The sequence below is a fragment of the Klebsiella sp. HMSC25G12 genome (genome assembly GCF_001807705.1).
Taxonomy (GTDB): Bacteria; Pseudomonadota; Gammaproteobacteria; order Enterobacterales; family Enterobacteriaceae; genus Klebsiella; species Klebsiella variicola.
In genome coordinates, this window is sequence record NZ_KV789854.1 from 137,288 (window position 1) to 163,310 (window position 26,023).

24 protein-coding genes are annotated in these 26,023 nt (G+C 57.8%); 16 read left to right on the plus strand and 8 right to left on the minus strand.

The genetic code is table 11. The annotated features are described in order from the left end of the window. Positions 1-4: 4 nt before the first annotated feature. Positions 5-1,198 carry a tryptophan synthase subunit beta gene (trpB, locus tag HMPREF3096_RS08690; RefSeq protein WP_012542059.1) on the plus strand — a complete coding sequence of 398 codons (1,194 nt, stop codon included), beginning with the start codon at positions 5-7 and terminating at the stop codon, positions 1,196-1,198. After that, positions 1,198-2,007 carry a tryptophan synthase subunit alpha gene (gene trpA, locus HMPREF3096_RS08695; protein ID WP_002901728.1) on the plus strand — a complete coding sequence of 270 codons (810 nt, stop codon included), beginning with the start codon at positions 1,198-1,200 and terminating at the stop codon, positions 2,005-2,007. The genes trpB and trpA overlap by 1 nt, the downstream gene beginning before the upstream one ends. Before the next feature lie 218 nt (positions 2,008-2,225). On the opposite strand, the gene HMPREF3096_RS08700 is transcribed toward trpA, so the two are convergent. From HMPREF3096_RS08700 to HMPREF3096_RS08710, 3 genes are read right to left on the minus strand one after another with little or no spacing between them, the layout of a single operon-like run. After that, positions 2,226-3,485 (minus strand): glycerate kinase type-2 family protein, encoded by a 1,260-nt coding sequence (locus HMPREF3096_RS08700; RefSeq protein ID WP_008807773.1) that lies wholly within the window; start codon positions 3,483-3,485, stop codon positions 2,226-2,228. A gap of 2 nt (positions 3,486-3,487) precedes the next feature. After that, positions 3,488-4,576: a tartrate dehydrogenase gene (locus HMPREF3096_RS08705; RefSeq protein ID WP_008807772.1), complete on the minus strand. Its 1,089-nt coding sequence runs from the start codon at positions 4,574-4,576 to the stop codon at positions 3,488-3,490. A gap of 14 nt (positions 4,577-4,590) precedes the next feature. Next, positions 4,591-5,901, minus strand: a complete 1,311-nt coding sequence (locus tag HMPREF3096_RS08710; protein ID WP_048965030.1) for an MFS transporter — start codon at positions 5,899-5,901, stop codon at positions 4,591-4,593. Positions 5,902-6,029: 128 nt separating this feature from the next. Between HMPREF3096_RS08710 and HMPREF3096_RS08715 the strand changes: the two genes are divergently transcribed. Continuing rightward, entirely contained in the window at positions 6,030-6,938 is a 909-nt protein-coding gene (locus HMPREF3096_RS08715) for a LysR family transcriptional regulator (RefSeq protein ID WP_012542062.1), read from the plus strand. Between the two features lie 43 nt (positions 6,939-6,981). Here the strand turns inward: HMPREF3096_RS08715 and HMPREF3096_RS08720 are convergent, their stop codons facing one another. Continuing rightward, a complete protein-coding gene (locus tag HMPREF3096_RS08720; RefSeq protein ID WP_008807769.1) occupies positions 6,982-7,440 on the minus strand; it encodes a MarR family winged helix-turn-helix transcriptional regulator in 459 nt (152 codons plus the stop codon). Positions 7,441-7,514: 74 nt separating this feature from the next. Here HMPREF3096_RS08720 and HMPREF3096_RS08725 point away from each other — a divergent pair, with 74 nt between their 5' ends. From HMPREF3096_RS08725 to ybiX, 3 genes are all read left to right on the plus strand, one after another. Beyond that, complete coding sequence (locus tag HMPREF3096_RS08725; protein WP_032730139.1) at positions 7,515-8,462, plus strand: quinone oxidoreductase family protein; 948 nt, start codon at positions 7,515-7,517, stop codon at positions 8,460-8,462. 668 nt (positions 8,463-9,130) lie between these two features. Beyond that, positions 9,131-11,449: a catecholate siderophore receptor Fiu gene (locus tag HMPREF3096_RS08730; protein WP_162822772.1), complete on the plus strand. Its 2,319-nt coding sequence runs from the start codon at positions 9,131-9,133 to the stop codon at positions 11,447-11,449. Positions 11,450-11,497: 48 nt separating this feature from the next. Further along, the gene (gene ybiX / locus HMPREF3096_RS08735; RefSeq protein WP_008807765.1) at positions 11,498-12,175 is read left to right on the plus strand and encodes a PKHD-type hydroxylase YbiX; all 678 of its coding nucleotides are present in this window, start codon (positions 11,498-11,500) and stop codon (positions 12,173-12,175) included. An 84-nt stretch (positions 12,176-12,259) separates the two neighbouring features. Here ybiX and ompW read toward each other — a convergent pair whose 3' ends face one another. Then, on the minus strand, positions 12,260-12,898 hold the full coding sequence (ompW, locus tag HMPREF3096_RS08740) for an outer membrane protein OmpW (RefSeq protein ID WP_012542066.1): 639 nt from the start codon (positions 12,896-12,898) through the stop codon (positions 12,260-12,262). A gap of 268 nt (positions 12,899-13,166) precedes the next feature. On the opposite strand from ompW, the gene HMPREF3096_RS08745 reads away from it, so the two are divergent. The 5 genes from HMPREF3096_RS08745 to yciA all read left to right on the plus strand — a co-directional run bounded on the left by HMPREF3096_RS08745 (position 13,167) and on the right by yciA (position 17,896). Beyond that, positions 13,167-13,580 (plus strand): YkgJ family cysteine cluster protein, encoded by a 414-nt coding sequence (locus tag HMPREF3096_RS08745; protein WP_008807763.1) that lies wholly within the window; start codon positions 13,167-13,169, stop codon positions 13,578-13,580. Between the two features lie 25 nt (positions 13,581-13,605). Next, positions 13,606-14,349: a YciC family protein gene (locus HMPREF3096_RS08750; protein ID WP_008807762.1), complete on the plus strand. Its 744-nt coding sequence runs from the start codon at positions 13,606-13,608 to the stop codon at positions 14,347-14,349. A 54-nt stretch (positions 14,350-14,403) separates the two neighbouring features. After that, complete coding sequence (locus tag HMPREF3096_RS08755) at positions 14,404-14,943, plus strand: septation protein A (protein WP_008807761.1); 540 nt, start codon at positions 14,404-14,406, stop codon at positions 14,941-14,943. 271 nt (positions 14,944-15,214) lie between these two features. Continuing rightward, positions 15,215-17,398, plus strand: coding sequence for a TonB-dependent siderophore receptor (locus tag HMPREF3096_RS08760; protein ID WP_032730986.1), 2,184 nt, complete (start codon positions 15,215-15,217; stop codon positions 17,396-17,398). A 99-nt stretch (positions 17,399-17,497) separates the two neighbouring features. Then, entirely contained in the window at positions 17,498-17,896 is a 399-nt protein-coding gene (yciA, locus tag HMPREF3096_RS08765; RefSeq protein ID WP_008807759.1) for an acyl-CoA thioester hydrolase YciA, read from the plus strand. A 29-nt stretch (positions 17,897-17,925) separates the two neighbouring features. On the opposite strand, the gene HMPREF3096_RS08770 is transcribed toward yciA, so the two are convergent. Beyond that, entirely contained in the window at positions 17,926-18,462 is a 537-nt protein-coding gene (locus HMPREF3096_RS08770) for a YniB family protein (protein ID WP_032730136.1), read from the minus strand. Between the two features lie 188 nt (positions 18,463-18,650). Here HMPREF3096_RS08770 and hxpB point away from each other — a divergent pair, with 188 nt between their 5' ends. The 4 genes from hxpB to HMPREF3096_RS08790 all read left to right on the plus strand — a co-directional run bounded on the left by hxpB (position 18,651) and on the right by HMPREF3096_RS08790 (position 22,439). Next, positions 18,651-19,319: a hexitol phosphatase HxpB gene (hxpB, locus tag HMPREF3096_RS08775; protein WP_012968454.1), complete on the plus strand. Its 669-nt coding sequence runs from the start codon at positions 18,651-18,653 to the stop codon at positions 19,317-19,319. A gap of 149 nt (positions 19,320-19,468) precedes the next feature. After that, positions 19,469-20,230, plus strand: a complete 762-nt coding sequence (gene kduD / locus HMPREF3096_RS08780) for a 2-dehydro-3-deoxy-D-gluconate 5-dehydrogenase KduD (RefSeq protein WP_032730134.1) — start codon at positions 19,469-19,471, stop codon at positions 20,228-20,230. Between the two features lie 91 nt (positions 20,231-20,321). Continuing rightward, positions 20,322-20,912 carry a metal-dependent hydrolase gene (locus HMPREF3096_RS08785; RefSeq protein ID WP_032730133.1) on the plus strand — a complete coding sequence of 197 codons (591 nt, stop codon included), beginning with the start codon at positions 20,322-20,324 and terminating at the stop codon, positions 20,910-20,912. Positions 20,913-21,047: 135 nt separating this feature from the next. Then, positions 21,048-22,439 (plus strand): L-cystine transporter, encoded by a 1,392-nt coding sequence (locus tag HMPREF3096_RS08790; protein ID WP_008807755.1) that lies wholly within the window; start codon positions 21,048-21,050, stop codon positions 22,437-22,439. A gap of 57 nt (positions 22,440-22,496) precedes the next feature. Here HMPREF3096_RS08790 and cedA read toward each other — a convergent pair whose 3' ends face one another. Beyond that, a complete protein-coding gene (gene cedA / locus HMPREF3096_RS08795; protein WP_004151919.1) occupies positions 22,497-22,736 on the minus strand; it encodes a cell division activator CedA in 240 nt (79 codons plus the stop codon). Positions 22,737-22,941: 205 nt separating this feature from the next. On the opposite strand from cedA, the gene katE reads away from it, so the two are divergent. Further along, complete coding sequence (gene katE / locus HMPREF3096_RS08800; RefSeq protein ID WP_032730131.1) at positions 22,942-25,200, plus strand: catalase HPII; 2,259 nt, start codon at positions 22,942-22,944, stop codon at positions 25,198-25,200. 57 nt (positions 25,201-25,257) lie between these two features. On the opposite strand, the gene chbG is transcribed toward katE, so the two are convergent. After that, entirely contained in the window at positions 25,258-26,016 is a 759-nt protein-coding gene (gene chbG, locus HMPREF3096_RS08805; protein WP_012542072.1) for a chitin disaccharide deacetylase, read from the minus strand. Between the last annotated feature and the right edge of the window lie 7 nt (positions 26,017-26,023).

Genomic DNA, 26,023 nt, shown 5'->3' on the forward strand with positions numbered 1-26,023 from the left:
AATAATGAGCACTTTACTGAACCCCTACTTCGGCGAATTCGGCGGCATGTATGTGCCGCAGATCCTGATGCCCGCCCTGCGCCAGCTGGAAGAAGCCTTTGTCAGCGCGCAGAAGGACCCGGCCTTTCAGGCGGAATTCACTGACCTGCTGAAAAACTACGCCGGACGTCCGACGGCCCTGACCAAATGCCGGAATCTGACCGAAGGTACTCGCACCACCCTGTACCTGAAACGCGAAGATCTGCTGCACGGCGGCGCGCACAAAACCAACCAGGTGCTGGGCCAGGCCCTGCTGGCCAAACGGATGGGTAAAACCGAAATTATCGCCGAGACCGGCGCCGGTCAGCACGGGGTCGCCTCAGCGCTGGCCAGCGCCCTGCTCGGCCTGAAATGCCGTATCTACATGGGGGCCAAGGACGTCGAGCGCCAGTCGCCGAACGTCTTCCGTATGCGCCTGATGGGTGCCGAGGTGATCCCGGTGCACAGCGGCTCCGCCACGCTGAAAGATGCCTGTAATGAGGCGCTGCGCGACTGGTCTGGTAGCTACGAGAAGGCGCACTATATGCTGGGCACCGCCGCCGGTCCGCATCCGTTCCCGACCATTGTACGTGAATTCCAGCGCATGATTGGCGAAGAGACCAAAGCGCAGATCCTCGAAAAAGAAGGACGTCTGCCGGACGCGGTGATCGCCTGCGTTGGCGGTGGGTCAAACGCCATCGGCATGTTTGCCGACTTTATTGATGAAACCAACGTCGGCCTGATCGGCGTGGAACCGGCCGGGCATGGTATCGAAAGCGGCGAGCACGGCGCGCCGCTGAAGCATGGCCGCGTGGGGATCTACTTCGGTATGAAGTCGCCGATGATGCAGACCGCCGACGGCCAGATCGAAGAGTCTTACTCCATTTCCGCCGGGCTGGACTTCCCGTCCGTTGGGCCGCAGCACGCGTTTCTGAACAGCACCGGTCGCGCTGACTATGTGTCGATCACCGACGACGAAGCGCTGGACGCGTTTAAAGCGCTCTCCCGCCACGAAGGGATTATCCCGGCGCTGGAGTCCTCTCACGCTCTGGCCCACGCGCTGAAGATGATGCGCGAGAACCCGGAAAAAGAGCAGCTGCTGGTGGTTAACCTCTCCGGTCGCGGCGACAAAGACATTTTCACCGTACATGACATCCTGAAAGCGCGAGGGGAAATCTGATGGAACGCTATGAGACGCTGTTTGCCCAACTGAAAAATCGCCAGGAAGGCGCCTTCGTTCCCTTTGTCACCCTTGGCGATCCGGGACCGGAGCAGTCGCTCAAAATTATCGATGCGCTGATCGAAGGCGGCGCCGATGCCCTTGAGCTGGGGATCCCTTTCTCCGACCCGCTGGCGGACGGCCCGACCATTCAGGGCGCGGCCCTGCGCGCCTTCGCCGCGGGAGTGACCCCGGCGCAGTGCTTTGAGATGCTGGCGGCGATCCGCCAGAAGCATCCGACCATCCCAATCGGCCTGCTGATGTACGCCAACCTCGTCTTCAGCCCGGGCATCGATGCGTTCTATGCCCAGTGCGCCCGCGTCGGCGTCGACTCGGTGCTGGTGGCCGACGTGCCGGTGGAAGAGTCCGCCCCGTTCCGCCAGGCGGCGATGCGCCATAACATCGCGCCGATTTTCATCTGCCCGCCCAATGCGGATGACGATTTACTGCGCCAGATTGCTTCTTATGGCCGCGGCTACACCTATCTGCTGTCGCGCGCCGGAGTGACGGGTGCGGAAAATCGCGCCGCACTGCCGCTGCACCACCTGGTGGAGAAGCTGGCGGAATATCACGCCGCGCCGCCGCTGCAGGGCTTTGGTATCTCCGCGCCGGAGCAGGTGAGCGCCGCCATTGACGCCGGGGCCGCCGGGGCTATCTCCGGTTCCGCCATCGTCAAAATCATCGAACGCCACCTCGATGAGCCGCAGACCATGCTCGACGAACTGAAAGCCTTCGTCCAGAGCCTGAAGGCGGCGACCAAAACCGCCTGACCGTTAGCCGCCTGGTATTGCGCCAGGCGGCGATTTCCTCGCGTTACCTTCCCCTCCATGTCATCTTGCACGCCAACACATCAGACGGAACGATGATCGACACCTTGGCGCCAGGCGATGCGCTTTAACGTGGAAATGGATGGCGGGCGGATGCCGAAGATTTGAACTATGTTGAAAGGGAAAAATATCGCTCTCCCTGGCACAGGAGAGCGATACAGTCAGGCAATCAATATTGCCCGAATATCATTGACGTTGGTTAACGTCGGGCCGGTGATCAGCAAATCATTAAGCGCGTGAAAATAGCAGTAACTATCATGGCCATCCAGATATTGCACTGCATTAAGACCGCTCAGCTTGCCGCGCGCAAGCGTATCCGGGAAGACGATCGCACCTGCGGCATCTTCTGTGCCATCAATACCATCGCTATCTCCCGCCATGGCCCAGATACCGTGTTCCCCCTGGAGCGCACAGGCCAGACTGAGTAAAAACTCGGTATTGCGGCCCCCTTTTCCAGGCGGAGTGTGGTTTACTGTCACCGTGGTTTCGCCACCTGACAACAGTACAGCAGGCCCTGAAATCGGGTGACCATACTGCTTCGCCGATTTCGCCATACCGGCCATGACCACCGCCACTTCCCTGCTTTCACCTTCTATCGCATCCCCCAAAATAAGGGGGGTGAGCCCATGTTGTCGTGCGGCCAGCCCCGCCGCCGCTAACGCCATCGCCGGCGTGGCGATAAGCCTGACCTCGCCTGTCGCGGCGTTTTCCACCGGGCCGGCCGGCTGGTTTAGCCGTTCGCTAACGGGCTTCGGGATCGCAATGCCATACCGCTGCAGTACCCGGAGCGCATCACGTGGTGCGCTGTTATCGGCAACGGTGGGGCCAGACGCTACGTCCGTCGGATCATCGCCAGGCACATCGCTGATAATCAGTGATACGATGCGCGCCGGTTGCGCCATGGTCGCCAGCTTTCCGCCTTTCACCGCTGAGAGATGACGACGTACCAGATTCATCTCTTTGATGCTGGCCCCGCTATGGAGCAGGGCCCGGGTGATGGTCTGCTTATCTGCCAGCGTTAACCCCGGGGCGGGCAGCGCCATCAGCGCCGACCCTCCTCCTGAAATCAATGCCAGCACCAGATCATCGGCAGTTAAACCGCGCAGCGTCTCCACAATCAGCATTGCGGCAACCTCGCTCATGGCATCTGATACGGGATGAGCCGCCTCAATAATGCGGATGCGGCCCGCAGGAACCGCGTAACCGTAACGCGTCACCACCACGCCCGACACCGCCACATCCGGCCAGGCTGCATCTACGGCAGCCGCCATTGCCGCGGACGCTTTACCCGCACCGATCACCACACAACGGCCGCGAGGTTTTTCCGGCAGGTTAGCCAGGGTCACCGGCCCGGCGCGGGCACTGTTGACCGCATGTTGGAAGATATCCTGCAGGATCTCTGCAGCCTGTTCGTTATTCATGGTTATGCGGTCTCGGCAATGTCAGCTTTAGCGTCAATGTAGTGCACCACGGCGCGTGTCACCTCCGCGGTATTGGCTGAGCCACCGACATCTGGCGTCAGAATGCCTTTTTCACACACATACTCAATGCTTTCCATAATCAGCGCAGCGGCATGGCGTTCGCCCAGATGTTCAAGCATCTGTACCGCGGTCCAGAAAGTGGCAATGGGGTTCGCAATCCCTTTGCCGGTGATATCGAATGCGGAACCATGGATCGGTTCGAACATGGAAGGGAAGCGGCGTTCAGGATCAATATTCGCGGTCGGCGCTACGCCCAGGCTACCCGCCAGCGCGCCAGCCAGATCGGAAAGGATATCGGCGTGCAGATTGGTGGCAACGATGGTATCCAGGGTCTGGGGATGCAACGTCATACGGTGCGTCATGGCATCGACCAACATTTTGTCCCACTGCACATCCGGGAATTCCTGCGCCACTTCAGCGGCAATCTCATCCCACATCACCATACCATGGCGCTGGGCGTTGGATTTGGTCACCACGGTCAGCAGTTTACGTGGACGAGACTGTGCCAGTCTGAAGGCATAGCGCATAATGCGTGTCACCCCAACACGGGTAAAGATTGCCACTTCGGTACCGACTTCTTCAGGTAAACCACGGTGCGCACGGCCGCCGTTACCAGAATATTCACCTTCAGAGTTTTCACGCACGATGACCCAGTCAAGATCGCCCGGCCCGCGGTTGCGCAGCGGTGAGGTGACGCCCGGCAGAATTTTGGTGGGTCGCACATTGGCGTACTGGTCAAAGCCCTGGCAAATAGGCAGCCGCAGGCCCCAGAGTGTGATGTGGTCAGGGACATCCGGTGCCCCCACCGCGCCGAAGTAAATGGCATCGAATGCTTTCAGCATGTTCAGTCCTTCTTCCGGCATCATCACGCCATGTTTTTTGTAATAGTCTGACCCCCAGTCAAAGGTCTCTATATCAAATTTCAGTTGCGGATCGTGGCGCGTCAGCGCGTGCAAGACTTCAATACCTGCCGAAATGACTTCCGGTCCGATACCGTCCGCAGGGATGGCAGCAATTTTGTAGTGACGCATCGTTACTTCTCCAGTTAATGAGTATGAGGATGTGGAAGCTCTGCCGTCGGCGATTTGTTCGCTCTGGCAGAAAGAATCACGACCACGAGGGCCGAGAGCGCCAGCAATCCGGCGACAAAATACAGGCCCCAGCTGTAGCTACCGGTTTGCTCGCGGATCACGCCAATCATCATCGGGCCGACGAAACCGCCGAGGTTGCCGATGGAGTTGATAGCGGCAATGCCAGCGGCCGCAGCCGGGCCGCTGAGGAACAGGGTTGGCATGCTCCACAGAGGGGGTTTTGATGCGCTAATCCCCACAGTGACCAGCGTTAAGGCAAGCATCACGGTAAACAATGTGCTGACGTTACCGGCGTATATCAGTCCGGCCGCCGCCAGCAGGCAGGCGCCAATGACGTGCCAGCTGCGCTCTTTGGTTCGATCGGAATGACGCGCCCAGAGGATCATGGCGATGACGCCGATCACCGCCGGAAAAGCGTTCAGGAAACCAATCTCCAGCGAGGAAGCACCGAAACTGCGAATAATTTGCGGGGACCAGATGCCAAGCGTATACAGCCCGGCGGAGGTACCGAAATAGACCAGCGCCAGCGCCAGGACGCGTATATCCGCCAGTCCCCGCCATGCGCTGGAATGGCTCTGTTTTGCCGCCCGTGCCCGCTCCTCGTCTTGCATGGCGTTTTCCAGCCAGGCACGCTCTTGATCAGTCAGCCATTTGGCCTTGGCCGGACGATCCGTCAGGAAGAACAGAACCACAACACCGAGCACCAGCGCCGGCAAAGCTTCCAGTACAAACATCCACTGCCAGCCGGCGTAGCCAAGGAAGCCATGCATCTCGAGCAAAGCGGCCGAAACCGGCGATCCCAGTGCTGTCGACAGGGGGGCTGCGGCCATAAAGATGGCAGTGACCTGCGCACGCCTGGCGGCAGGAAACCAGTAGCTGAGATAGAGAATGATACCCGGGAAGAAACCGGCTTCCGCCACGCCGAGCAGAAAACGCAGAATGTAGAAGCTCGTCGTGCCCTGCACAAAAGCCATGCAGCCAGAGACGAACCCCCAGGTGATCATGACGCGGGCGATCCAGATACGGGCACCCACTTTATGGAGAATTAAGTTTGACGGCACCTCAAACAGAAAGTAACCCAGGAAGAAAATGCCGGCGCCCAGCCCAAAAACGGTGGGTGAAAACCCCAGGTCCTGGTTCATGGTCAGGGCGGCAAAGCCAATATTGACGCGGTCAAGGAAGGCAATGAAGTACAGCAGCATGATGAAAGGAATAATGCGCAGGGTAACCTTACGCATCACCTTCTTTTCGAGGTCGTTTTTCATGACGGGATGCTCCATAGTGATGTAGGGTTGTTATCGTTTTGTAATAATCCCAGTATGAAGTTTTGAACCGCTTTATCATCGGCACGGCTTTATATAAATAATTTGTATAATCAGGTTTTGGTGAAAAAATGGATATAAATCAGCTACGTTGCTTTGTGGTATTAGGTGATGAGCTTCACTTTGGCCGGGCTGCCCGTAAACTCGAAATGATGCCTGCGTCACTGAGTCGCTTTATTAAGCTACTGGAAGATGATTTGGGGATCAGGCTACTGAATCGATCGACCCGCAACGTGTCGCTAACACCTGAAGGCGCCGCCTTTTTAAATGAGGCCAAAACGGTCATTGCTGATTTCGATGCGCTACGGCAGCGATTCCGGAAAAATAGCCTGTTGCAGAAAAGAACGTTGCGGATCGGGGCTATCGACAGCGCAGCCAAAGGATTACTTCCTGAATTGCTTAATCTTTTCGTCAGGCGTTTTCCTGAAGCAGATATTCATCTTACAGAAGATAAATCTCACAAACTTATCCCCCGACTCATTTCAGGGTGGCTGGATGTGGTTTTTGTGCGCCCGCCGGAACACATTGATGCCATGCTGACAACGCGATTTATCGCCAATGAAACTTGCGTGCTCGCCGTGCCCACTAACCACCGGCTGGTCAGTTATGATGAAGTCAGTATCGATGACTTTCGGCACGAGCCTGTTATCTTGCCGGAAAGACGCACCCGGCGTCACAGCCATGACCTGACAATGAATATTTTCAAGGAAGGTGGCAGCATGCCTGTTATCGCGCAGTATGCTGAAGAGAAGCAGACTATCCTGAGTTTTGTTGCCGCAGGACTCGGCATTGCTCTGGTGCCTGCGTCCTATAAAGACATGAATGCGGACGGCGTGAAATACCTTGCGCTCACGCCCAAAAAACATATCGAAGGCCTTCCCCTCAGCGCGATGTGGCATCAGGGAAATAACAATATCTATGTACGATCCCTGCTGGAGATACTTTCCGACAACATCGACGAGCTGACCCGTGATTTGTGACGAACAAGATGATTGTTGCGCCAGGGCGGCAGCACGCGAGAATTTAGCTCGGTTGCTGCAAACTGTCGGCGTATTTGCGCGTTAAGCGAAACAGCGCCTGCACTTCATCTTCCGGCCACTGCGCCAGCACCTGATTCATTAACCGCCGCCGCGCTACCGCAATACTGTCGATCATCTGTTGTCCGCTGGCGCTAAGCGTCACTTCACTGATCCGTCGGTCATGACGGTTAGGTTGCTTACAGGCGAGTCCCTGGGCTTCCAGTTTTTTCACCTGGCGGCTGACGGTGGTGTAATCGCGCCCTAAATGATCCGCCAGCTCAACCACCCCTACCGGGCCATGGCGCCCTACCGCCACCAGCAGCGGAAACAGCATCTGTTCCAGCTGGACGCCGGCCGCCTGGAGGATCTGCTCGTCGCGCAGCGGCTGGTTCATCACGCTGATGATATCCAGTAGCGCGCCGTGAAAGTCGGTAATGTCGTAGTCATTATGTGCATCTTGCATATATTAATTTTCCGCGTATAGTGCTGTAAAACAATATGTGTATTTTACACATAATTCCCGACAGGAGATAATTTATGAAAGCAGCCGTGGTTTTTGACCTCGCAGAAGGCCCGGTTTGGGCCGATTTTATCGACCCGCAGCCCGCGCCCGGCCAGACGATCATTGACGTCCGCGCCGCCGCGCTGAGCCATGTGGTTAAGGCCCGCGCATCCGGACGCCATTACAGCTTCGACGGCAATCTGCCCTTTGTGCCCGGTATCGATGGCGTCGGCACCACACCTCAGGGCCAGCGCGTCTATTTCGCCTTCCCCACCGCCCCCTTCGGCAGTATGGCGCAGCAGGCGCCGGTTGCCCTGCAGAGTTGCCTGCCGGTGCCGGATGCGCTCGATGATGTTAGCGCCGCGGCGATGGCCAATCCCGGCATGTCCGCGTGGGCGTCTCTGGTGACTCGCGCCAAGATCCAGGCCGGTGAAACGGTGCTGATTAACGGCGCCACCGGCAGCGCCGGTCAGCTGGCGGTGCAGATTGCCCGCTATCTGGGGGCGAAAAAAATCATTGCAACCGGACGGAATGCGCAGACGCTGGCGGCGCTGGACGCCGATGAGTGTATTCACTTAACCGCTGATGATAAAACCTTGAGCGGGCAATTTTCAGCGACCAGCGCTGCGCAGATTGACGTGGTCATCGATTACCTGTGGGGACACAGCGCGGAAGTGTTATTGCCGGCCCTGGCGAAATATACCCCAGCCGGCAGACCGGTGCGCTATGTGCAGGTGGGGTCCCTGGCTGGCGCCGATATCGCGTTAAATGGCGCAGTTCTGCGTTCCGCACCGCTCGTGCTGATGGGCAGCGGTATCGGTAGCCTGTCGATGCCGCAGCTGCTGGCGGCGACAGGTGAAATGCTGCAGGCGGCGGTGCCGGGTAAATTCACCATCGCCACCACCCCGCGGCCGCTGCAGGAGATCGCGGCGGCCTGGCCGCGGGACGACAGTCAGAAGCGTACGGTTTTCACCCTCGGATAAAAAATCGCTTCCGCACAAAAGATGGGGTTGATATCTTAAATGAGAAATATTATCTTTCTCATTACTGAATAGTTGAGTAAATAACTCAGGTATTCAGTACGACATTGCTCACATTGCTTCCAGTATTTTTGCCCGCACTTGTGCGGGCTTTTTTTTACTGGCGACACACCTCACGCACCTGTTGCCGCAGCCAGCAGTGGCCCGGCGCTTGCTCCAGACGACATACGGCGCGGCATTGTTCTCCGTCACGCGGCGGGAGAACGCTCGCTGGTCGTCCCCCCAATAACGCGGTCGCGGAACAGTGCCTGCAGAGGGATCGGTGGGCCGCTATTTTTCATTACACCAATTTCCAGAACGGCGTTCTCCTCGCGCAGAAGGAGGGCATCTTTTATGCCAAAAACCACGAAGCGCCGGGTTAGCCCTGGCGCCTGTCACCTCGCGGCGCGGCCTGTCACCGGCCTCTTCCAGCCGCTCTTTTGCTTCATCCCCGCCCTTTTCGTTCAAAATTTATGAACTATGTAAATCGCGATGAAGAAATATGTTTAAACGTCAACATTTCTATGTAAATATTAAGGCGAATGATAACTATTCTTTTTATCATTTATAGAATCACACCGGGTCAGCGCAAGCCAGACGACGAAAAACGTCGCTTTTGCGCGGTGTGGTATGTGCTCATAACAAAAAATAAGCCTGCATTTATCATGGAAAAAAACGCTTCTCTGCCGTTTGGCAGTTTCAACTCATTGGCATTGTTTACGGGTCTGTGTCTGGGGGCCTCACCGGCAACGGGCATCGCAGCGGAAAAATCAGTCAAAAATAGTGAAGAGACGCTGGTGGTGGAAGCCACTCCGCCCTCACTCTACTCTCCCGGCGCCTCCGGCGATCCCAAGTTCAATAAACCGCTGGTCGATACCACCCGCACCATCACCGTGATCCCGGAACAGGTGATTAAAGATCAGGGCGTCACCAACCTGACTGACGCCCTCAAAAACGTCCCCGGCGTCGGGGCGTTTTATGCCGGCGAGAATGGCAGTTCAACCACCGGGGATGCCATCTACATGCGCGGCGTGGATACCTCTAACAGCATCTATGTGGACGGCATCCGCGACATCGGCAGCGTGACGCGCGATACCTTCAACACCCAGCAGGTGGAAGTCATCAAAGGACCCGCCGGCACGGACTATGGCCGCAGCGCGCCCTCAGGATCGATCAATATGATCAGCAAGCAGCCGCGCCTTGACTCCGGGATCGACGGTTCGGCCAGCATCGGCAGCGCCTGGTCGCGTCGGGGAACGCTCGACCTGAACCAGGCGTTTAGCGACAGCGCCGCGTTCCGTCTGAACCTGATGGGGGAAAAAACCCATGACGCCGGTCGGGATAGCATTGAAAACGAACGCTATGGCATCGCGCCGTCGCTGGCCTTCGGCCTCGATACCCCAACTCGTCTGTATCTGAACTATCTGCACGTCCGGCAGAACAACACCCCGGATGGCGGGATCCCCACCGTCGGCCTGCCGGGCTATTCGGCGCCTTCGCCGAAGTATGCCGCGCTCAACTCCGCCGGTAAGGTCGATACCAGCAATTTCTATGGCACCGACTCCGATTATGATAAATCCACCACCGACAGCGGCACTCTGCGCTTCGAGCACGATCTGACGGACAATACCACCGTGCGCAATACCACCCGCTGGTCGCGGGTGAAACAGGAGTATCTTTTGACCGCGGTGATGGGCGGCGCGAGCAATATCACCGCCCCCGATATCAATGACGTCAACACCTGGAGCTGGTCGCGTCTGGTTAATACCAAAGATGTCAGCAACCGCATTCTGACCAACCAGACCAATATCACCTCGACCTTCAATACCGGCTCGATAGGCCATGACGTCAGCGCCGGCGTGGAGTTTACCCGGGAAAACCAGACCAACTATGGCGTGAACGCCATGACCGCGCCGGCGGTGAATCTCTACCATCCGGTGAGCAACCTGTCGATTGGCGGGCTGGACAGAAACGGGGCGAATGCCAACGGCCAGACTGATACCTTCGGGATTTATGCCTTCGATACGCTGACGCTGACCGAACGGATTGAGGTCAACGGCGGGCTACGTCTCGACAATTATCATACTAAATATGACAGCGCCACCGCCTGCGGCGGCAGCGGACGCGGGGCTATCGCCTGCCCGCCCGGCCAGTCGACGGGCAGCCCGGTCACCACCGTGGATACCGCCAAATCCGGCAATCTGGTTAACTGGAAAGCCGGGGCACTGTACCGCTTAACCGAGCAGGGCAATGTCTACGTCAACTACGCCATCTCACAGCAGCCGCCGGGGGGCAGCAGTTTCGCCCTGGCCGCCAGCGGTAGCGGCAACAGCGCCAACCGAACCGACTTTAAGCCACAGAAGGCGAAATCCAGCGAGCTGGGCACCAAGTGGCAAATCTTCGACAACCGTCTGCTGCTCAGCGCGGCGTTATTCCGTACCGATATTGAAAACGAAGTGGCCGCCAACGATGACGGAACCTGGTCGCAGTACGGCAAAAAGCGCGTGGAGGGGTATGAACTCTCCGCAACCGGAAACCTGACCCCGGACTGGACGATCATCGCCGGCTACACTCAGCAGCATGCGACAGTGACGGAGGGACAGAACGTAGCGCAGGATGGATCTTCCGCCCTGGCGTACACTCCGAAACATGCCTTTACGCTGTGGACGCAGTATCAGGCCACCAGCGATTTGTCCGTCGGCGGCGGTGTGCGCTATGTCGGAAGCCTGCGCCGGGGCAGCGATGGCGCGGTCGGTACCCCGGATCACACCGAGGGCTACTGGGTCGCCGACGCCAAACTGGGCTATCGGGTCAACAGCAACCTCGATCTGCAGCTCAATATGTACAACCTGTTTGATACCGATTACGTGGCCTCCATCAACAAGAGCGGCTATCGCTATCATCCGGGCGAACCCCGTACCTTTATGCTGACGGCGAACGTCCACTTCTGAGTCTGTGCGTGGGGCCGTTGCGCCCCACCTTTTAGAGAGAACACCGCGATGATGTATCACATTCCTGACGTGCTATCGGCAGACCAGGTGGCGGAATTTACCCGGCAGCTGGCGCAGGCCGAGTGGGTCGACGGACGGGTTACGGTGGGCAGCCAGGGGGCGGCCGTCAAACAGAACCAGCAGATCGATACCCGTACGCCGCTGTATGCCCGCCTGCAAGCCGCCGTGCTCGACGCGCTGCGCGGCCACCCGCAGTTTTTTTCCGCCGCGCTGCCGCGGACGATTTCCGCACCGTTGTTTAACCGCTATGGGCCAGGGGAGACCTACGGTTTTCATGTCGATGGCGCCGTTCGCCAGAACGGCGAGGCGGGCTGGATGCGCACTGACCTGTCAGCGACGCTGTTTCTTTGCGAGCCGGAGAGCTATGAGGGCGGTGAACTGGTGATTGAAGACACCTATGGCCAGCACCGGGTGAAGCTCCCGGCCGGGCATCTGGTGCTCTATCCCGCCAGCAGCCTGCACTGCGTCACCCCGGTCACCCGCGGCGTACGTCAGGCCTCTTTCCTGTGGATCCAGTCGATGGTCCGCGACGATAAGCAGCGCGCAATGCTTTACGACCTGGACCGTACCATCCAGTCTCTGAAGGCCCGCTTTGGCGACGGAGAAGAGGTCCTCTCCCTGCTCAACATGTATCACAACCTGCTGCGCCAGTGGACGGAAGTGTGATCCGCTATCGATGGCGAAGGCTTGCGGCAGACAGGTGTGACGTGACAATGAACTGGCCATCCGTTGGCCAGTTTTCAGCAGGATTTAAAATCGATAACCCGCGGAGAACATAAACACCCACGGATCCAGACGGGTGCTGACTTTCTGGTCCACGCCGCCGGCTTTGAATTTCACATCGGTATCGATATCCATGTACCACACCGACATATTCAGCAGCCAGTCACGGTTAATCAGATAATCGAGGCCGACCTGCCCCGCCGCGCCCCAGGAGTCCTTCAGGCTCAGATCGGAAAGCCCGGCCGCCTTGCCGGTATCGTTAAAGTCTTCATTAAAGAAGGTGGTGTAGTTAATACCCGCCCCCACGTACGGGCGCACCTTGCTTTGCGCATCGCCAAAGTACCACTGCGCCATCAGGGTGGGTGGCAACTGATGGACGGTGGCGATAGTCCCGGTTGGCCCGGTGCCGACCTTATGGCGGAACGGCGTTGCCGCCAGCAGCTCCACGCCGATGTTATCGGTGGCCATATAGGTAAAGGTTAAACCCAGTTGGGTGTTGTTACTGACGTTGAAACTGCCAAGGCTGCCTAACACATTGTCAGAGCCCTCCGTCGGTCGGACGGTGGCGGTCCCGGCACGAATGAAAAATTCACCCGCTTCATGCGCCCAGACGCTGCCGGTGGATAGCGTGCTAAGAATTAATGCCGCCGCTGCTAACTTCTTCATATCCACTTCCTCATTATGGTTTTTCAGCGCGGCCAAATATACCTATAACGAGTTACGTTTGATCTGTTTTAGATCACACTAAAACCTTAGATTTAACATTTATTGATCCAGATTAATTTTTGCTACCGATCGAAACACCCTGAATCCTTCTCACATCAATTTTCACTTTCCGTGAAAAAAATATTTCTCCCCCTCTTGCCGCCGCAAAAGCGGCTGGATAAGTTAACTGCCGACAATCTGTGTTGATGCGTTTTTTTCAGGTGTAATTATGAGTGAAATCAACCCGTGCATGACGTGCGGTGCCTGTTGTGCGTATTTTCGTGTCTCTTTCTACTGGGCGGAAGCCGACGACGCGGGTGGCCTGGTGCCTTCCGCGCTGACCGAGCCGCTGACCCCTTTCCTGCGCTGCATGAGCGGCACCAACCAGCGCCAGAGCCGCTGCGCGGCGCTGTCAGGCGACATCGGTGACGCCGTCCACTGCACTATTTATGAAAACCGTCCCTCACCGTGCCGCGAATTCGCCATGTCCGGTGAGAATGGTGAGGAAAATGACGCCTGCAACCGGGCGCGGGCGCGCTATGGCCTACCGCCATTGCGGCCTCTTTACAAAGATATACCTGCCCTGAATGGTGCAGAGAGTGCTACGAGGGAACGATTTGCGGTACAATCGCCGGCTAGTTAACACCTGCGACACTCAAGGAGAATGCATGTCTATCACGGCGAAGTCCGTCTACCGTGACACCGGGAATTTTTTTCGTAATCAGTTCATTACCATTTTGCTGATTGCGCTGTTGTGCGCGTTTATTACGGTAGTACTTGGCCATGCCTTTTCACCCAGTGACGAGCAGCTGTCGATACTCAGCGAAGGCGATAACCTCGCCGGTAGCGCCGGGCTGTTTGAGCTGGTGCAGAACATGACGCCGGAGCAGCAGCAGGTTCTGCTGCGCGCCTCGGCGGCATCAACCTTCTCGGGTCTGGTGGGCAATGCGATCCTCGCCGGCGGCGTTCTGCTGCTGATCCAGCTGGTCTCCGCCGGTCATCGCGTTAGCGCCCTGCGTGCCATCGGCGCCTCAGCCCCGGTGCTGCCGAAGCTGCTGCTGTTGATCCTCTTCACTACCTTCCTGGTGCAGATGGGGATGATGCTGGTCCTGGTGCCCGGCGTGCTGCTGGCCATCGTGCTGGCCTTTGCGCCGATCATGCTGGTGCAGGACAAAATGGGTATCCTCAGCGCCATGCGCAGCAGCATGCGTCTGGCGTGGGCCAATCTGCGGCTGGTGGCGCCGGCTATCATTGGCTGGCTGGTGGCAAAAACCCTGCTGTTACTGTTCGCTTCCAGCTTTGCTGTCCTGACGCCAAACGTCGGCGCGGTGGTCATCAATACCATCAGCAACCTGATATCCGCCCTGTTGCTGATCTATTTATTCCGCGTGTATATGCTTATCCGCAACTAATCTTAACCAGGATCGGGGTCTTCCCCGGTCCGTCCTGAAAGACGGGATCGATGTATGAAGCAGTTTCTGGATTTTTTACCGCTGGTGGTCTTCTTTGCCTTCTATAAGCTTTACGATATCTACGCCGCCACCACCGCGCTGATCGTCGCGACCGCTATCGTGCTGATCTACAGCTGGGTACGCTACCGTAAAGTCGAAAAAATGGCGCTGATCACCTTTGTGCTGGTGGCCGTCTTCGGCGGGTTAACTCTCTTCTTCCACAATGATGAGTTTATTAAATGGAAGGTGACGGTGATCTATGCCCTGTTCGCTGGCGCGCTGCTGTTCAGCCAGTGGGTGATGAAAAAGCCGTTGATCCAGCGCATGCTGGGCAAAGAGCTGGCCCTGCCGCAGCAGGTCTGGTCGCGGCTTAACCTGGCCTGGGCGGTGTTCTTTATCCTTTGCGGGCTGGCCAATATCTATATCGCCTTCTGGCTGCCGCAGAATATCTGGGTGAACTTCAAGGTCTTTGGCTTAACCGCCCTCACGCTGGTCTTTACCCTGCTGAGCGGGATCTACATCTACCGCCATATGCCGCAGGACGACCACCACTAACTCCTCCACCGGCGCGCCATCGCGCGCCGCGCGCGCCCCCTATAATCTCACTGCGCTGGCAAACATTCCCTGCAACCACACAACCTCAGCGCATACGCTGACAGCTTCCTGGCCACACTGTGCAGGCTCTCTTCACGATTTCTCTCAACTGCATAAAAAGTTGCGGTAATTGTGAGGATTTTATGGAGATTCATCTCATTACATTGTAATGATAATGGTTATCATTAATATTCTCGATCTCATTTTGAATTGCTTTGAAAAGGATATTTACATGAGATCGCCGCAATATTCTGTCCCCACGACCCTGGCGCTGGTCATATCCAGTCTCCTCGCCCCTAACGCCTTTGCTGAAGAATCAGAACAAGATACCGAAACGATGATTGTGCGCAGTACGGCGGAAGAGGTGCTTAAGCAACAGCCCGGGGTGTCGATTATCACGGCAGATGATATTGCTAAGCAGCCGCCGGTCAACGATCTCTCAGACATCATCCGTAAAATGCCCGGGGTGAACTTGACCGGCAACAGCGCCAGCGGCAGTCGGGGCAACAACCGCCAGATTGATATCCGCGGCATGGGGCCGGAGAACACCCTGATCCTGATAGATGGGGTACCGGTCACGTCACGTAACGCGGTTCGCTATAGCTGGCGCGGCGAACGCGATACCCGGGGCGACAGCAACTGGGTACCTGCAGAGATGGTCGAAAGGATTGAAGTTCTCCGCGGTCCGGCAGCCGCGCGCTATGGTTCCGGCGCGGCGGGCGGAGTGGTCAATATCATTACCAAACGCCCGACCAACAACTGGCACGGTTCGCTGTCTTTCTTTACCAACCAGCCGGAAAACAACAAGGAAGGCACGACCAATCGCGCTAACTTCAATCTCAGCGGCCCACTGGCCGGGGAAGCGCTGACGATGCGCCTGTATGGCAATATCAATAAAACGGAACCCGACGCCTGGGATATTAACCATGCGCAAAACGGCTCTTACGCTGCGGGGCGCGAAGGGGTACGCAATAAAGATATTAACGCCTTGCTGTCATGGAAAATGACCCCGCAACAGATCCTCGATTTCAGCTACGCCTATAGTCGCCAGGGGAATATCTATGCTGGTGATACCCAGTACAGCAACGGCAATCTTAGCCCGAACGGGCTGGTGGACTCCCTGTACGGCCACGAAACTAATCGCCTCTATCGCCAGTCCTGGGGACTGACCTACAACGGTCTATGGGATTGGGGCCAGTCCAAAGCCGGTGTTTACTACGAGAAAACCAACAATACCCGCCTGCAGGAAGGCTCCACCGGCCGCGTCGAGGGCATGATCAACAGTGAGGATTATGCCACCAGCCGTCTGGAATCCTGGCGTACTACCTCGGAATTCAATGTGCCTTTCTTCTGGCTGGCGGACCAGACGCTGACGCTGGGAATGGAATGGAACCATGATCAGCTCGACGACCCGGCATCAATGCAGGCCACTAACAGCAACGGCGAGACTATCCCTGGGACCTCGGGCGACCCTACGCAACGTAGTACCAAAAACAGCGCCACCCTCACCGGTATCTATCTGGAAGATAATATCGAAGCCGTGCCTGGCACCAACCTGATCCCCGGCATCCGCTTCGATTATCATAATCAGTTTGGCAGCAACTGGAGCCCAAGCCTCAATCTGTCTCAGGCGCTGAGCGATATGTTCACGCTGAAGGCCGGTATCGCGCGCGTGTTTAAAGCGCCTAACCTCTATCAATCCAGTGAAGGCTATTTGCTCTCCACCCGCGGCAACGGTTGTCCGAACACTATAGCTGAAGGCAGCTGCTATCTGCTGGGCAACCCTGACCTCGATCCGGAGATCAGTATTAACAAAGAGATCGGTATCGAATTCAACCTTAATGGTTACGCTGCCGGAGTCACCTGGTTTCGCAACGATTACAAAAACAAAATCGTCTCCGGAACAGAGGTACTGGGCTATACCTCCAGCGGCAATAATATTTTGCAGTGGCAGAACGGCGGCAAAGCCGTGGTCGAGGGGCTGGAAGGAAATCTGCTGATCCCGGTGCTGAGAGATGTCCTCAGCTGGCGGACCAATGCCACCTGGATGCTCAAATCTGAAAGTAAAGAGACTGGCAACCCGCTGTCGGTTATCCCGAAATATACCGTTAACACGATGCTCGACTGGCAGGTAAACGACGCCCTGTCTGCGAATGTGAACTGGACGCTTTATGGCCGTCAGAAGCCGCGTCAGTATGCGGAGATCCGCAACGAAACCGGGACCCTTGCCACCACCGAGGTTGGCGCCTATTCCATCGTGGGTATTGGTACTCAGTATCAGCTAAACCGGGATATTCGCCTGAATGCCGGAATAAGTAATCTATTTGATAAACAACTGTATCGCGAAAATGCCGGCGCCTCGACCTACAATGAGCCTGGCCGCGCGTATTACGCCGGCGTTACCCTCTCCTTCTGAACCACCGCGCCCGCCTCTGCGGGCGCTTTCCCCTATTCTCTCCGCCCCGTTTTCATAGTAGCATCCCGCTGATCGTCTTTGACCACAACAGAGTAGAGCATGACAACTACAGATCTTGCCCCGAAGGGCGAAATGGTTTTACGCACCCTGGCGATGCCGGCGGATACCAATGCCAACGGGGATATTTTTGGCGGCTGGCTGATGTCGCAGATGGATATCGGTGGCGCCATCATGGCCAAAGAGATCGCTCAGGGTCGCGTGGTGACCGTGCGCGTGGATGGGATGACCTTTTTACGCCCGGTCGCCGTCGGCGACGTGGTGTGCTGCTACGCCCGCTGCGTGAAGCGCGGCAACACCTCGGTGACGATTAACATCGAAGTGTGGGTGAAAAAAGTCTCTTCTGAACCGATTGGCCAGCGCTATAAGGCGACGGAAGCGCTGTTTATCTACGTTGCCGTCGATAATCAGGGTAAACCGCGGGCTCTGCCGGCAGAATAATATGGTGCCCGGCTAACCGGGCACCTGGCTTACAGAAAGCCCAGCAGCGAGAAGAAGAAGTAGCCGATAATAATCACGATCACCGGCAGCACATACAGCGGGAAATATTGCACCAGGATGGTATGGCGCGGTATCACGATCCGCTCAGCGAGCTGCTCACGGGATAACCCTTCTGCGCCTTTGGCCTGCTCGAGGATCAGCTGATCCTCAATCCCCTCGCGAAGAAATTTCGCCTGCCTCGCCATCCGCGCGCCGGAGGCCTGCAGCGCCATGCCGACAAAAACCAGAATGAAGATGATCCAGAAGCCGATGTTCAGGCTGTGGTGGAAATCCGGCAGCGGCGAGTTGTACCAGAAAAAGTTCAGGAACGGCGTGTTAAAGCGCATCATCTCAATCATGACATGCGCAAAATCCATCATTACCGCGTCAATGCCGGGTTTCTTTTCACTGTGCTCATACATAAATTTGAGGACAGAAATCAGCGTCGACAGCACGGCGGGAATAAAGATGACCCATCCCAAAATGCGTTTGATAACCGCTATGCGTCCAGCTTGTTGGTACGTCATGAGTTCCCCTTGTTAAAGACGCGTTGGTGATTCGCCTGCCGCCTGTTGCGTGGCGCAGGCGCTCCTCGCTGACCCGAATGTGTCGGGTATAAGTCTATCTTCCACGGCGAATTTCGCCCAATAACGCGCGGTATGATATACCATGAATGCCGATTCGTTTATCTGATTACGCAACAGGAGAAGGACATATGTCAGCGAAGCGCCGCATTGAGGCCGCGATTTTTGATATGGACGGGTTGCTGATTGACTCTGAGCCGCTCTGGGATCAGGCGGAGGTCGAGGTCATGGAAAGCCTGGGGGTGGATACCCGCCGCCGCGATGAACTGCCCGACCTGCTTGGTCTGCGAATCGACCTTGTGGTGGATCTGTGGTATGCCCAGCAGCCGTGGCACGGCGTCGATCGCGCAGAAGCCACCGCGCGCATTATCCGCCGGGCCATCGAGCTGGTGGAAGCCTCACGCCCGCTGCTACCGGGCGTACGCGAGGCGGTGGCCCTGTGTAAAGCGCAGGGCTTGAAGGTGGGCCTGGCCTCGGCCTCGCCGCTGGTGATGCTGGAGAAAGTGCTCAACATGTTCGAACTGCGTGACCAGTTTGATGCGCTCGCCTCCGCGGAACATCTGCCCTGGAGCAAACCGCACCCGCAGGTATACCTCAACTGCGCCGCTGCCCTGGGAGTCGACCCGCAGCGCTGCGTCGCGCTGGAGGATTCGGTCAACGGCATGATCGCCAGCAAAGCCGCGCGCATGCGCGCTATCGTGGTACCGGAAGCGGAGAACAGCCGCGACCCGCGCTTCGTGCTGGCGGACGTCAAGCTCCCGTCACTGCAGGCCCTGACTGCCGAAGCCCTGCTCGGGTAAGGACGCTGGCGGGTGACGCGATCGCTGTCACGCCGCCGGCAATAAAATCAAAACGTCGTTTCACTTTTATTGTAATTTTGTTTTCCTGCCTCTATGCTGGTCACAGGTGGCGTCATCGTACGCCTGAAGATCAGCTGACAGAGGTGAATATGGTACTGAACGCCTTCGACCTGACGGGTAAGGTCGCCATCGTGACCGGTTGCGATACCGGACTGGGACAGGGAATGACGCTGGGCCTGGCGCAGGCCGGGTGCGATATCGTCGGCATCAACCGTAAAATTCCCCATGACACGGCAGCACAGGTTCAGGCGCTGGGTCGCCGCTTTCATGCCATTCAGGCGGATCTCAGCCTTCAGGATGAGATGAGCGTGCTGGTCGACCAGGCGGTCGCGGCGATGGGTCGGGTCGATATTCTGGTCAATAACGCCGGGATTATCCGCCGCCATGATGCCCTGACCTTCACGGAAAGCGACTGGGACGCGGTGATCGATCTGAATCTAAAAGCGGTTTTCTTTCTCAGCCAGGCGGTCGCCAGGCAGTTCATTCGCCAGGGCGATGGCGGCAAAATCATTAACATCGCCTCGATGCTCTCGTTTCAGGGTGGGATCCGCGTCCCCTCCTACACCGCCTCGAAAAGCGGCGTGCTGGGTTTGACCCGTCTGCTGGCCAACGAATGGGCCGGCCAACGCATCAACGTCAACGCCATTGCGCCAGGATATATGGCCACCAATAACACCCAGGCGCTGCGCGAAGATGAAGAACGTAACCAGGCGATCCTCGAGCGCATTCCCGCCGGTCGCTGGGGAGAACCCAAAGACCTGCAGGGGCCGGTGGTGTTTCTCGCCTCGGCCGCCGCCGACTATATTAACGGCTATACCCTGGCCGTCGATGGCGGATGGCTGGCACGCTGAGAATTTGTGACAAAGAGTTACACCGTCACCTCTTCCGTACACTGTATAAAAACCCTATACTGTATGAATCGACAGTTTAGGGTGTGTTATCATGACGGCGGAAGGCCATCTCTTCTTTTCAATCGCCTGCGCAGTATTTGCCAAAAACTCAGAGTTAACGCCGGTGCTGGCGCAGGGCGACTGGTGGCATATTGTGCCCTCTGCGGTATTGACCTGCCTGCTGCCGGACATCGATCACCCTAAGTCATTTCTCGGCCAACGACTGAGCTGGATCTCAAAGCCCGTGGCGCGGGCCTTTGGCCACCGCGGCTTCACCCACAGCCTGCTGGCCGTCTTTGGCGCGCTGACGCTATTCTACCTCAAGGTGCCTGACAGCTGGATTGTCCCGGCGGACGCCCTCCAGGGCCTGGTGCTGGGCTATCTCAGCCACATCCTCGCCGATATGCTCACCCCCGCCGGGGTGCCGTTGCTGTGGCCCTGCCGCTGGCGCTTCCGGCTGCCGATCCTCGCGCCGCGCAAGGGTAACCAACTGGAGCGCGCTTTATGCATGGCGCTGTTCGTCTATGCCGTCTGGATGCCGCAGACGCTGGCGGACAACAGCGCAATACGCTGGTCTTCCGGAGTGATCAATTCCCTGCAAATCACCTTCAATCGCTTCATTAGTCATCAGAGTGGCCGATAAACCGCCGGAAAACACCATTTGGTTATAACCCATTCCATTTGAATATAAGTCCTTGATAACGCCTTCTGCTAACCTTGCCGTCATAAGAGCTGGTTATCCACCAGCCCAGGTTATAAAAATATCAGGAGAACGGGGATGAACTTTCCATTAATAGCGAACGTAGTCGTGTTCGCCGTATTACTGTTTGCGCTGGGGCAAACTCGCCATAAACAGTGGAGCCTGGCCAGGAAAGTGCTGGTTGGTCTGGCCATTGGTGTGGTCTTTGGTCTGGCGCTGCAGCTGATCTACGGGTCTGACAGCCAGGTGCTGAAGGATTCCATCCAGTGGTTCAATATCGTCGGTAATGGCTATGTCCAGCTGCTGCAAATGATTGTGATGCCGCTGGTCTTCGCCTCGATCCTGAGCGCGGTGGCCAGGCTGCATAATGCCTCTCAGCTGGGAAAAATCAGCTTCCTGAGCATCGGCACTCTGCTGTTCACCACGCTTATCGCTGCGCTGGTTGGCGTGCTGGTGACCAATATGTTCGGCCTCACCGCCGAGGGTCTGGTTCAGGGCAGCGCAGAAACAGCCCGTCTGAACGCCATCCAGAGCAACTATGTGGGAAAAGTGGCCGATCTCAGCGTACCGCAGCTGATCCTTTCCTTTGTGCCGAAGAACCCGTTTGCTGACCTGACCGGGGCTAACCCGACCTCCATCATCAGTATCGTCATTTTCTCGGCATTCCTCGGCGTGGCAGCGCTTAAGCTGCTGAAAGAGGATGTGGAAAAAGGCCAGCGCGTGCTGACGGCCATCGATACCCTGCAGGGCTGGGTGATGAAGCTGGTTCGTCTGGTGATGCAGCTGACCCCTTACGGCGTACTGGCCCTGATGACCAAAGTGGTTGCCGGGTCGAATCTGCAGGACATCATCAAACTTGGCGGCTTCGTGGTAGCTTCGTACATTGCGCTGGGCATTATGTTTGTCGTCCACGGCCTGCTGCTGGCGATTAACGGCATCAGCCCGCTGAAGTACTTCCGTAAAGTCTGGCCGGTGATCACCTTCGCCTTCACCAGCCGCTCCAGCGCCGCGTCGATTCCGCTGAACGTGGAAGCGCAGACCCGACGCCTGGGCGTACCGGAGTCAATTGCCAGCTTCTCCGCCTCCTTTGGCGCCACCATCGGTCAGAACGGCTGCGCCGGTATCTACCCGGCCATGCTGGCAGTCATGGTCGCGCCGACCGTGGGCATTAACCCGCTGGATCCGATGTGGATTGCCACCCTCGTGGGCATCGTCACCGTCAGCTCGGCGGGCGTCGCCGGGGTGGGCGGCGGGGCCACCTTCGCCGCGCTAATCGTTCTGCCGGCGATGGGCCTGCCGGTGACCCTGGTAGCGCTGCTGATCTCCGTCGAACCGCTGATCGACATGGGGCGTACCGCGCTGAACGTTAACGGCTCAATGACCGCCGGGACCCTGACCAGCCAGTGGCTGCGCCAGACCGACAAGTCGATTTTCGATAGCGAAGAAGAGGCCGAGCTGGCGCATCGCTAAACGGTAAGCACAAAAAAACCGCTGATTATCAGCGGTTTTTTTATTTCTGCAGCAGACTCAGGCTTCAATCTCACCTTCCTGACGCACCTGGTTAGCCCAGCGCTGGGCCGACTCCGGCACGCTGAACGCTGGCGAGCGGCGAAAATGCTCCCCCATCAGCAGAAAGGCGACATACTTCCCGCGCAAAATCCAGACATCGCGAAAATGGTCCATTTTCACGGCATGTTCCGGAGGCGCAGGCTCCACGCGCGGCACGTAGCTAATGACAGGGCGATTTTGTTGGCGCAATGGTTTCATAACAAATGGATTCACTAAACAGAGCGGGAAACAGAAACCTCTATCATAGCCGATTGTGGGCCCGTTCGTCGCCCCCCTGCCGCCGATGCGCATTTTAGGATAACTCCCTGCCCCTGCGCCGAGCGCAGGCAGCGTAATGTTCTATAGTTAGAAGGGTTTTGGTTTATCAACGACCACTTTTAGCAATGAAAGCAGGAGACGAGTAATGTCTGATAAGCACCCAAACCCTCACCACCAGCAGGCACCGGTCCACGACAGCGAAGAAGCGAAACCGGGGCTCGACTCGCTGGCGCCGGATGACCAGGAGTGGCGCCCCACGCCGAAACCCACCGCCCCAGGCGCCGAACCGACCGCCCCTGGTAGCCTGAAAGCACCGGAAACCCACAGCAGCAAACTTGACGCCCTGGAGCCGCAGCGTAAAGGCGGAGAAGACTATCCGCTGACCACCAACCAGGGCGTACGTATTGCCGATGATCAGAATTCGCTGCGCGCCGGCGCCCGCGGCCCAACGCTGCTGGAAGATTTCATTCTGCGGGAGAAGATTACCCACTTTGACCATGAGCGAATTCCGGAGCGTATCGTTCATGCCCGCGGCTCTGCCGCCCACGGTTACTTCCAGCCCTACAAAAGCCTGACAGCGTTGACCAAAGCCGATTTTCTCTCGGCAGCCGATAAGATCACCCCGGTCTTTGTGCGCTTCTCCACCGTGCAGGGCGGCGCGGGGTCGGCGGACACCGTCCGCGATATTCGCGGCTTCGCTACCAAGTTTTACACTGACGAAGGGATTTTTGACCTGGTCGGCAACAACACACCGGTCTTCTTCATCCAGGACGCGATGAAGTTCCCCGACTTTGTCCACGCCGTGAAGCCTGAGCCTCACTGGGCCATCCCGCAGGGACAGAGCGCCCACGATACTTTCTGGGACTATGTCTCCCTGCAACCGGAAACGCTGCACAATGTGATGTGGGCGATGTCGGATCGCGGCATCCCGCGCAGCTATCGCACCATGGAAGGCTTTGGGATCCACACTTTCCGTCTGATCAACGCCGAGGGCAAAGCCACCTTCGTTCGCTTCCACTGGAAACCGGTGGCCGGCAAGGCGTCGCTGGTGTGGGATGAAGCGCAGAAGCTGACCGGCCGCGACCCTGATTTTCATCGCCGCGACCTGTGGGAGGCCATCGAAGCCGGGGACTACCCGGAATTTGAGCTTGGCCTGCAGCTCATCCCCGAGGAGAACGAGTTTGATTTTGACTTCGATCTGCTCGATCCCACCAAGCTGATCCCCGAGGCGCTGGTGCCGGTCTTACGGGTTGGCAAGATGGTCCTCAACCGCAATCCGGACAACTTCTTTGCCGAAAACGAACAGGCGGCCTTTCATCCCGGGCATATCGTACCGGGCATTGATTTCAGCAACGATCCGCTGCTGCAGGGGCGCCTCTTCTCTTACACCGACACGCAAATTAGCCGCCTGGGTGGGCCGAACTTCCATGAAATCCCCATCAACCGTCCAACCTGCCCGTATCACAATTTCCAGCGCGACGGGATGCACCGGATGGACATTGACACCAATCCGGCCAACTATGAGCCCAACTCCATTAACGACAACTGGCCGCGCGAGACGCCGCCAGCGGCCAAACGCGGCGGCTTTGAGTCCCTCGCCGAGCGCGTCGACGGCGAAAAAATCCGCCAGCGCAGCCCTTCGTTCGGCGAATATTACGCCCAGCCGCGTCTGTTCTGGCTGAGCCAGACGCCGATTGAGCAGCAGCATATTATCGATGGTTTCAGCTTTGAACTCAGCAAAGTGGTCCGCACCTGGATCCGCGAGCGGGTGGTCGATCATCTGGCCCACATTGATACTAAGCTGGCGGAAGCGGTCGGGGCGAACTTAGGTATCGAACTGAGCGACGATCAGCGTAACATTACCCTGCCTTCCCCGGTCAACGGCGTGGAGAAAGACCCCAGCCTCAGCCTCTACGCCGACGCCGAAGGGGATGTGAAAGGCCGTGTAGTGGCCGTCCTGCTCAACGAACGCACCTCGGCGCAGGATCTGGTCCATCTCCTGCAGGCGCTGCAGGCCCAGGGCGTGCACAGCAAGCTGCTCTACTCGCGGATGGGCGAAGTCATCGCCGACGATGGCTCTCCCCTGCCGATCGCCGGCACCTTCGCCGGTTCCCCATCGCTGACGGTGGATGCGGTAGTGGTGCCTGGCGGCGACCTCAGCGCCCTGAGCCAGAGCGGCGACGCGCGCTATTACCTGCTGGAAGCCTATAAGCATCTGAAGCCGATCCTGCTGGCAGGGGATGCGCGACAGCTGACGTCCGTTCTGCAGGTCCCAGCCCAGGGTGAAGAGGGGGTCATCGTCACCAATGCTCTCGACACGCCAGCGGCGGACACACTGCTCGCCCTGATGACGGCGCATCGCGTGTGGTCGAGAAGTCCAAAAATCGCCGCTATTCCGGCGTAGTAAAAAGCCCGGCACACGGTGCCGGGCTTGATTCACTTTCCCTTTCCCCCATCGGGCTTACACGTCGCGGTAGGTTCCCAGACGATAACCCCGGTCGGCTACCGCCGCTTTCAGCGCGGCAGACGTCAGCACATCAAGCTCACCCAGCCGCGGGTAGCAGTAGGCGCTGCCCATAATGGTCTGATCGACAAAAGCCGGATGACACATCACCTCCAGGGAACGCTCCCCGCGGGCGATTGAGGCATCCAGCGTCTGCAGAAACAGTTCCTCAGAGACAGCTTCGCCGTAAAACTCGCTGCTGAAGCCTGCGCTGCTGCGCGCCGCCTGTTGATCGAGCCCACTCTGCGCCGCCACCTGGCGGTCAATACGTAACGCGATACCCTTCTCGCGGGCAAAGGCCGCCACGATGGGATAGATCGGGGCGATCATATGCACATGGTGGTGGCTGTCGAGATGCGTCGGCTCATGACCGAAGAGATCGACAAAACGACGGTACTGACACGCCAGCTCGTGGGCGATCTCCTCCAGCGGCAGGCGACCTTCTTCTGCCTGCTGCCAGATCCATTTGCCCAGCCGGCCTTCGCGGGTTAATCCCGGCATGGCCGACAGCGGCTCGCCCAGCGTCAGCACAAAGTGCATGCCGACCGCCAGCTCCGGGGTACTGCGGCTTAGCTGGGCGGCGTGGTCAATGGCCGCGCCGTTGACCAGCGCCGTGGTCGATGTCACCACGCCGTTGCGGCAGGCCTCGATAATGCCGTAGTTCTGCCCTTTACTGAGGCCGAAGTCGTCGGCATTGACGATCAATACGCGTTCCATTGGCCGC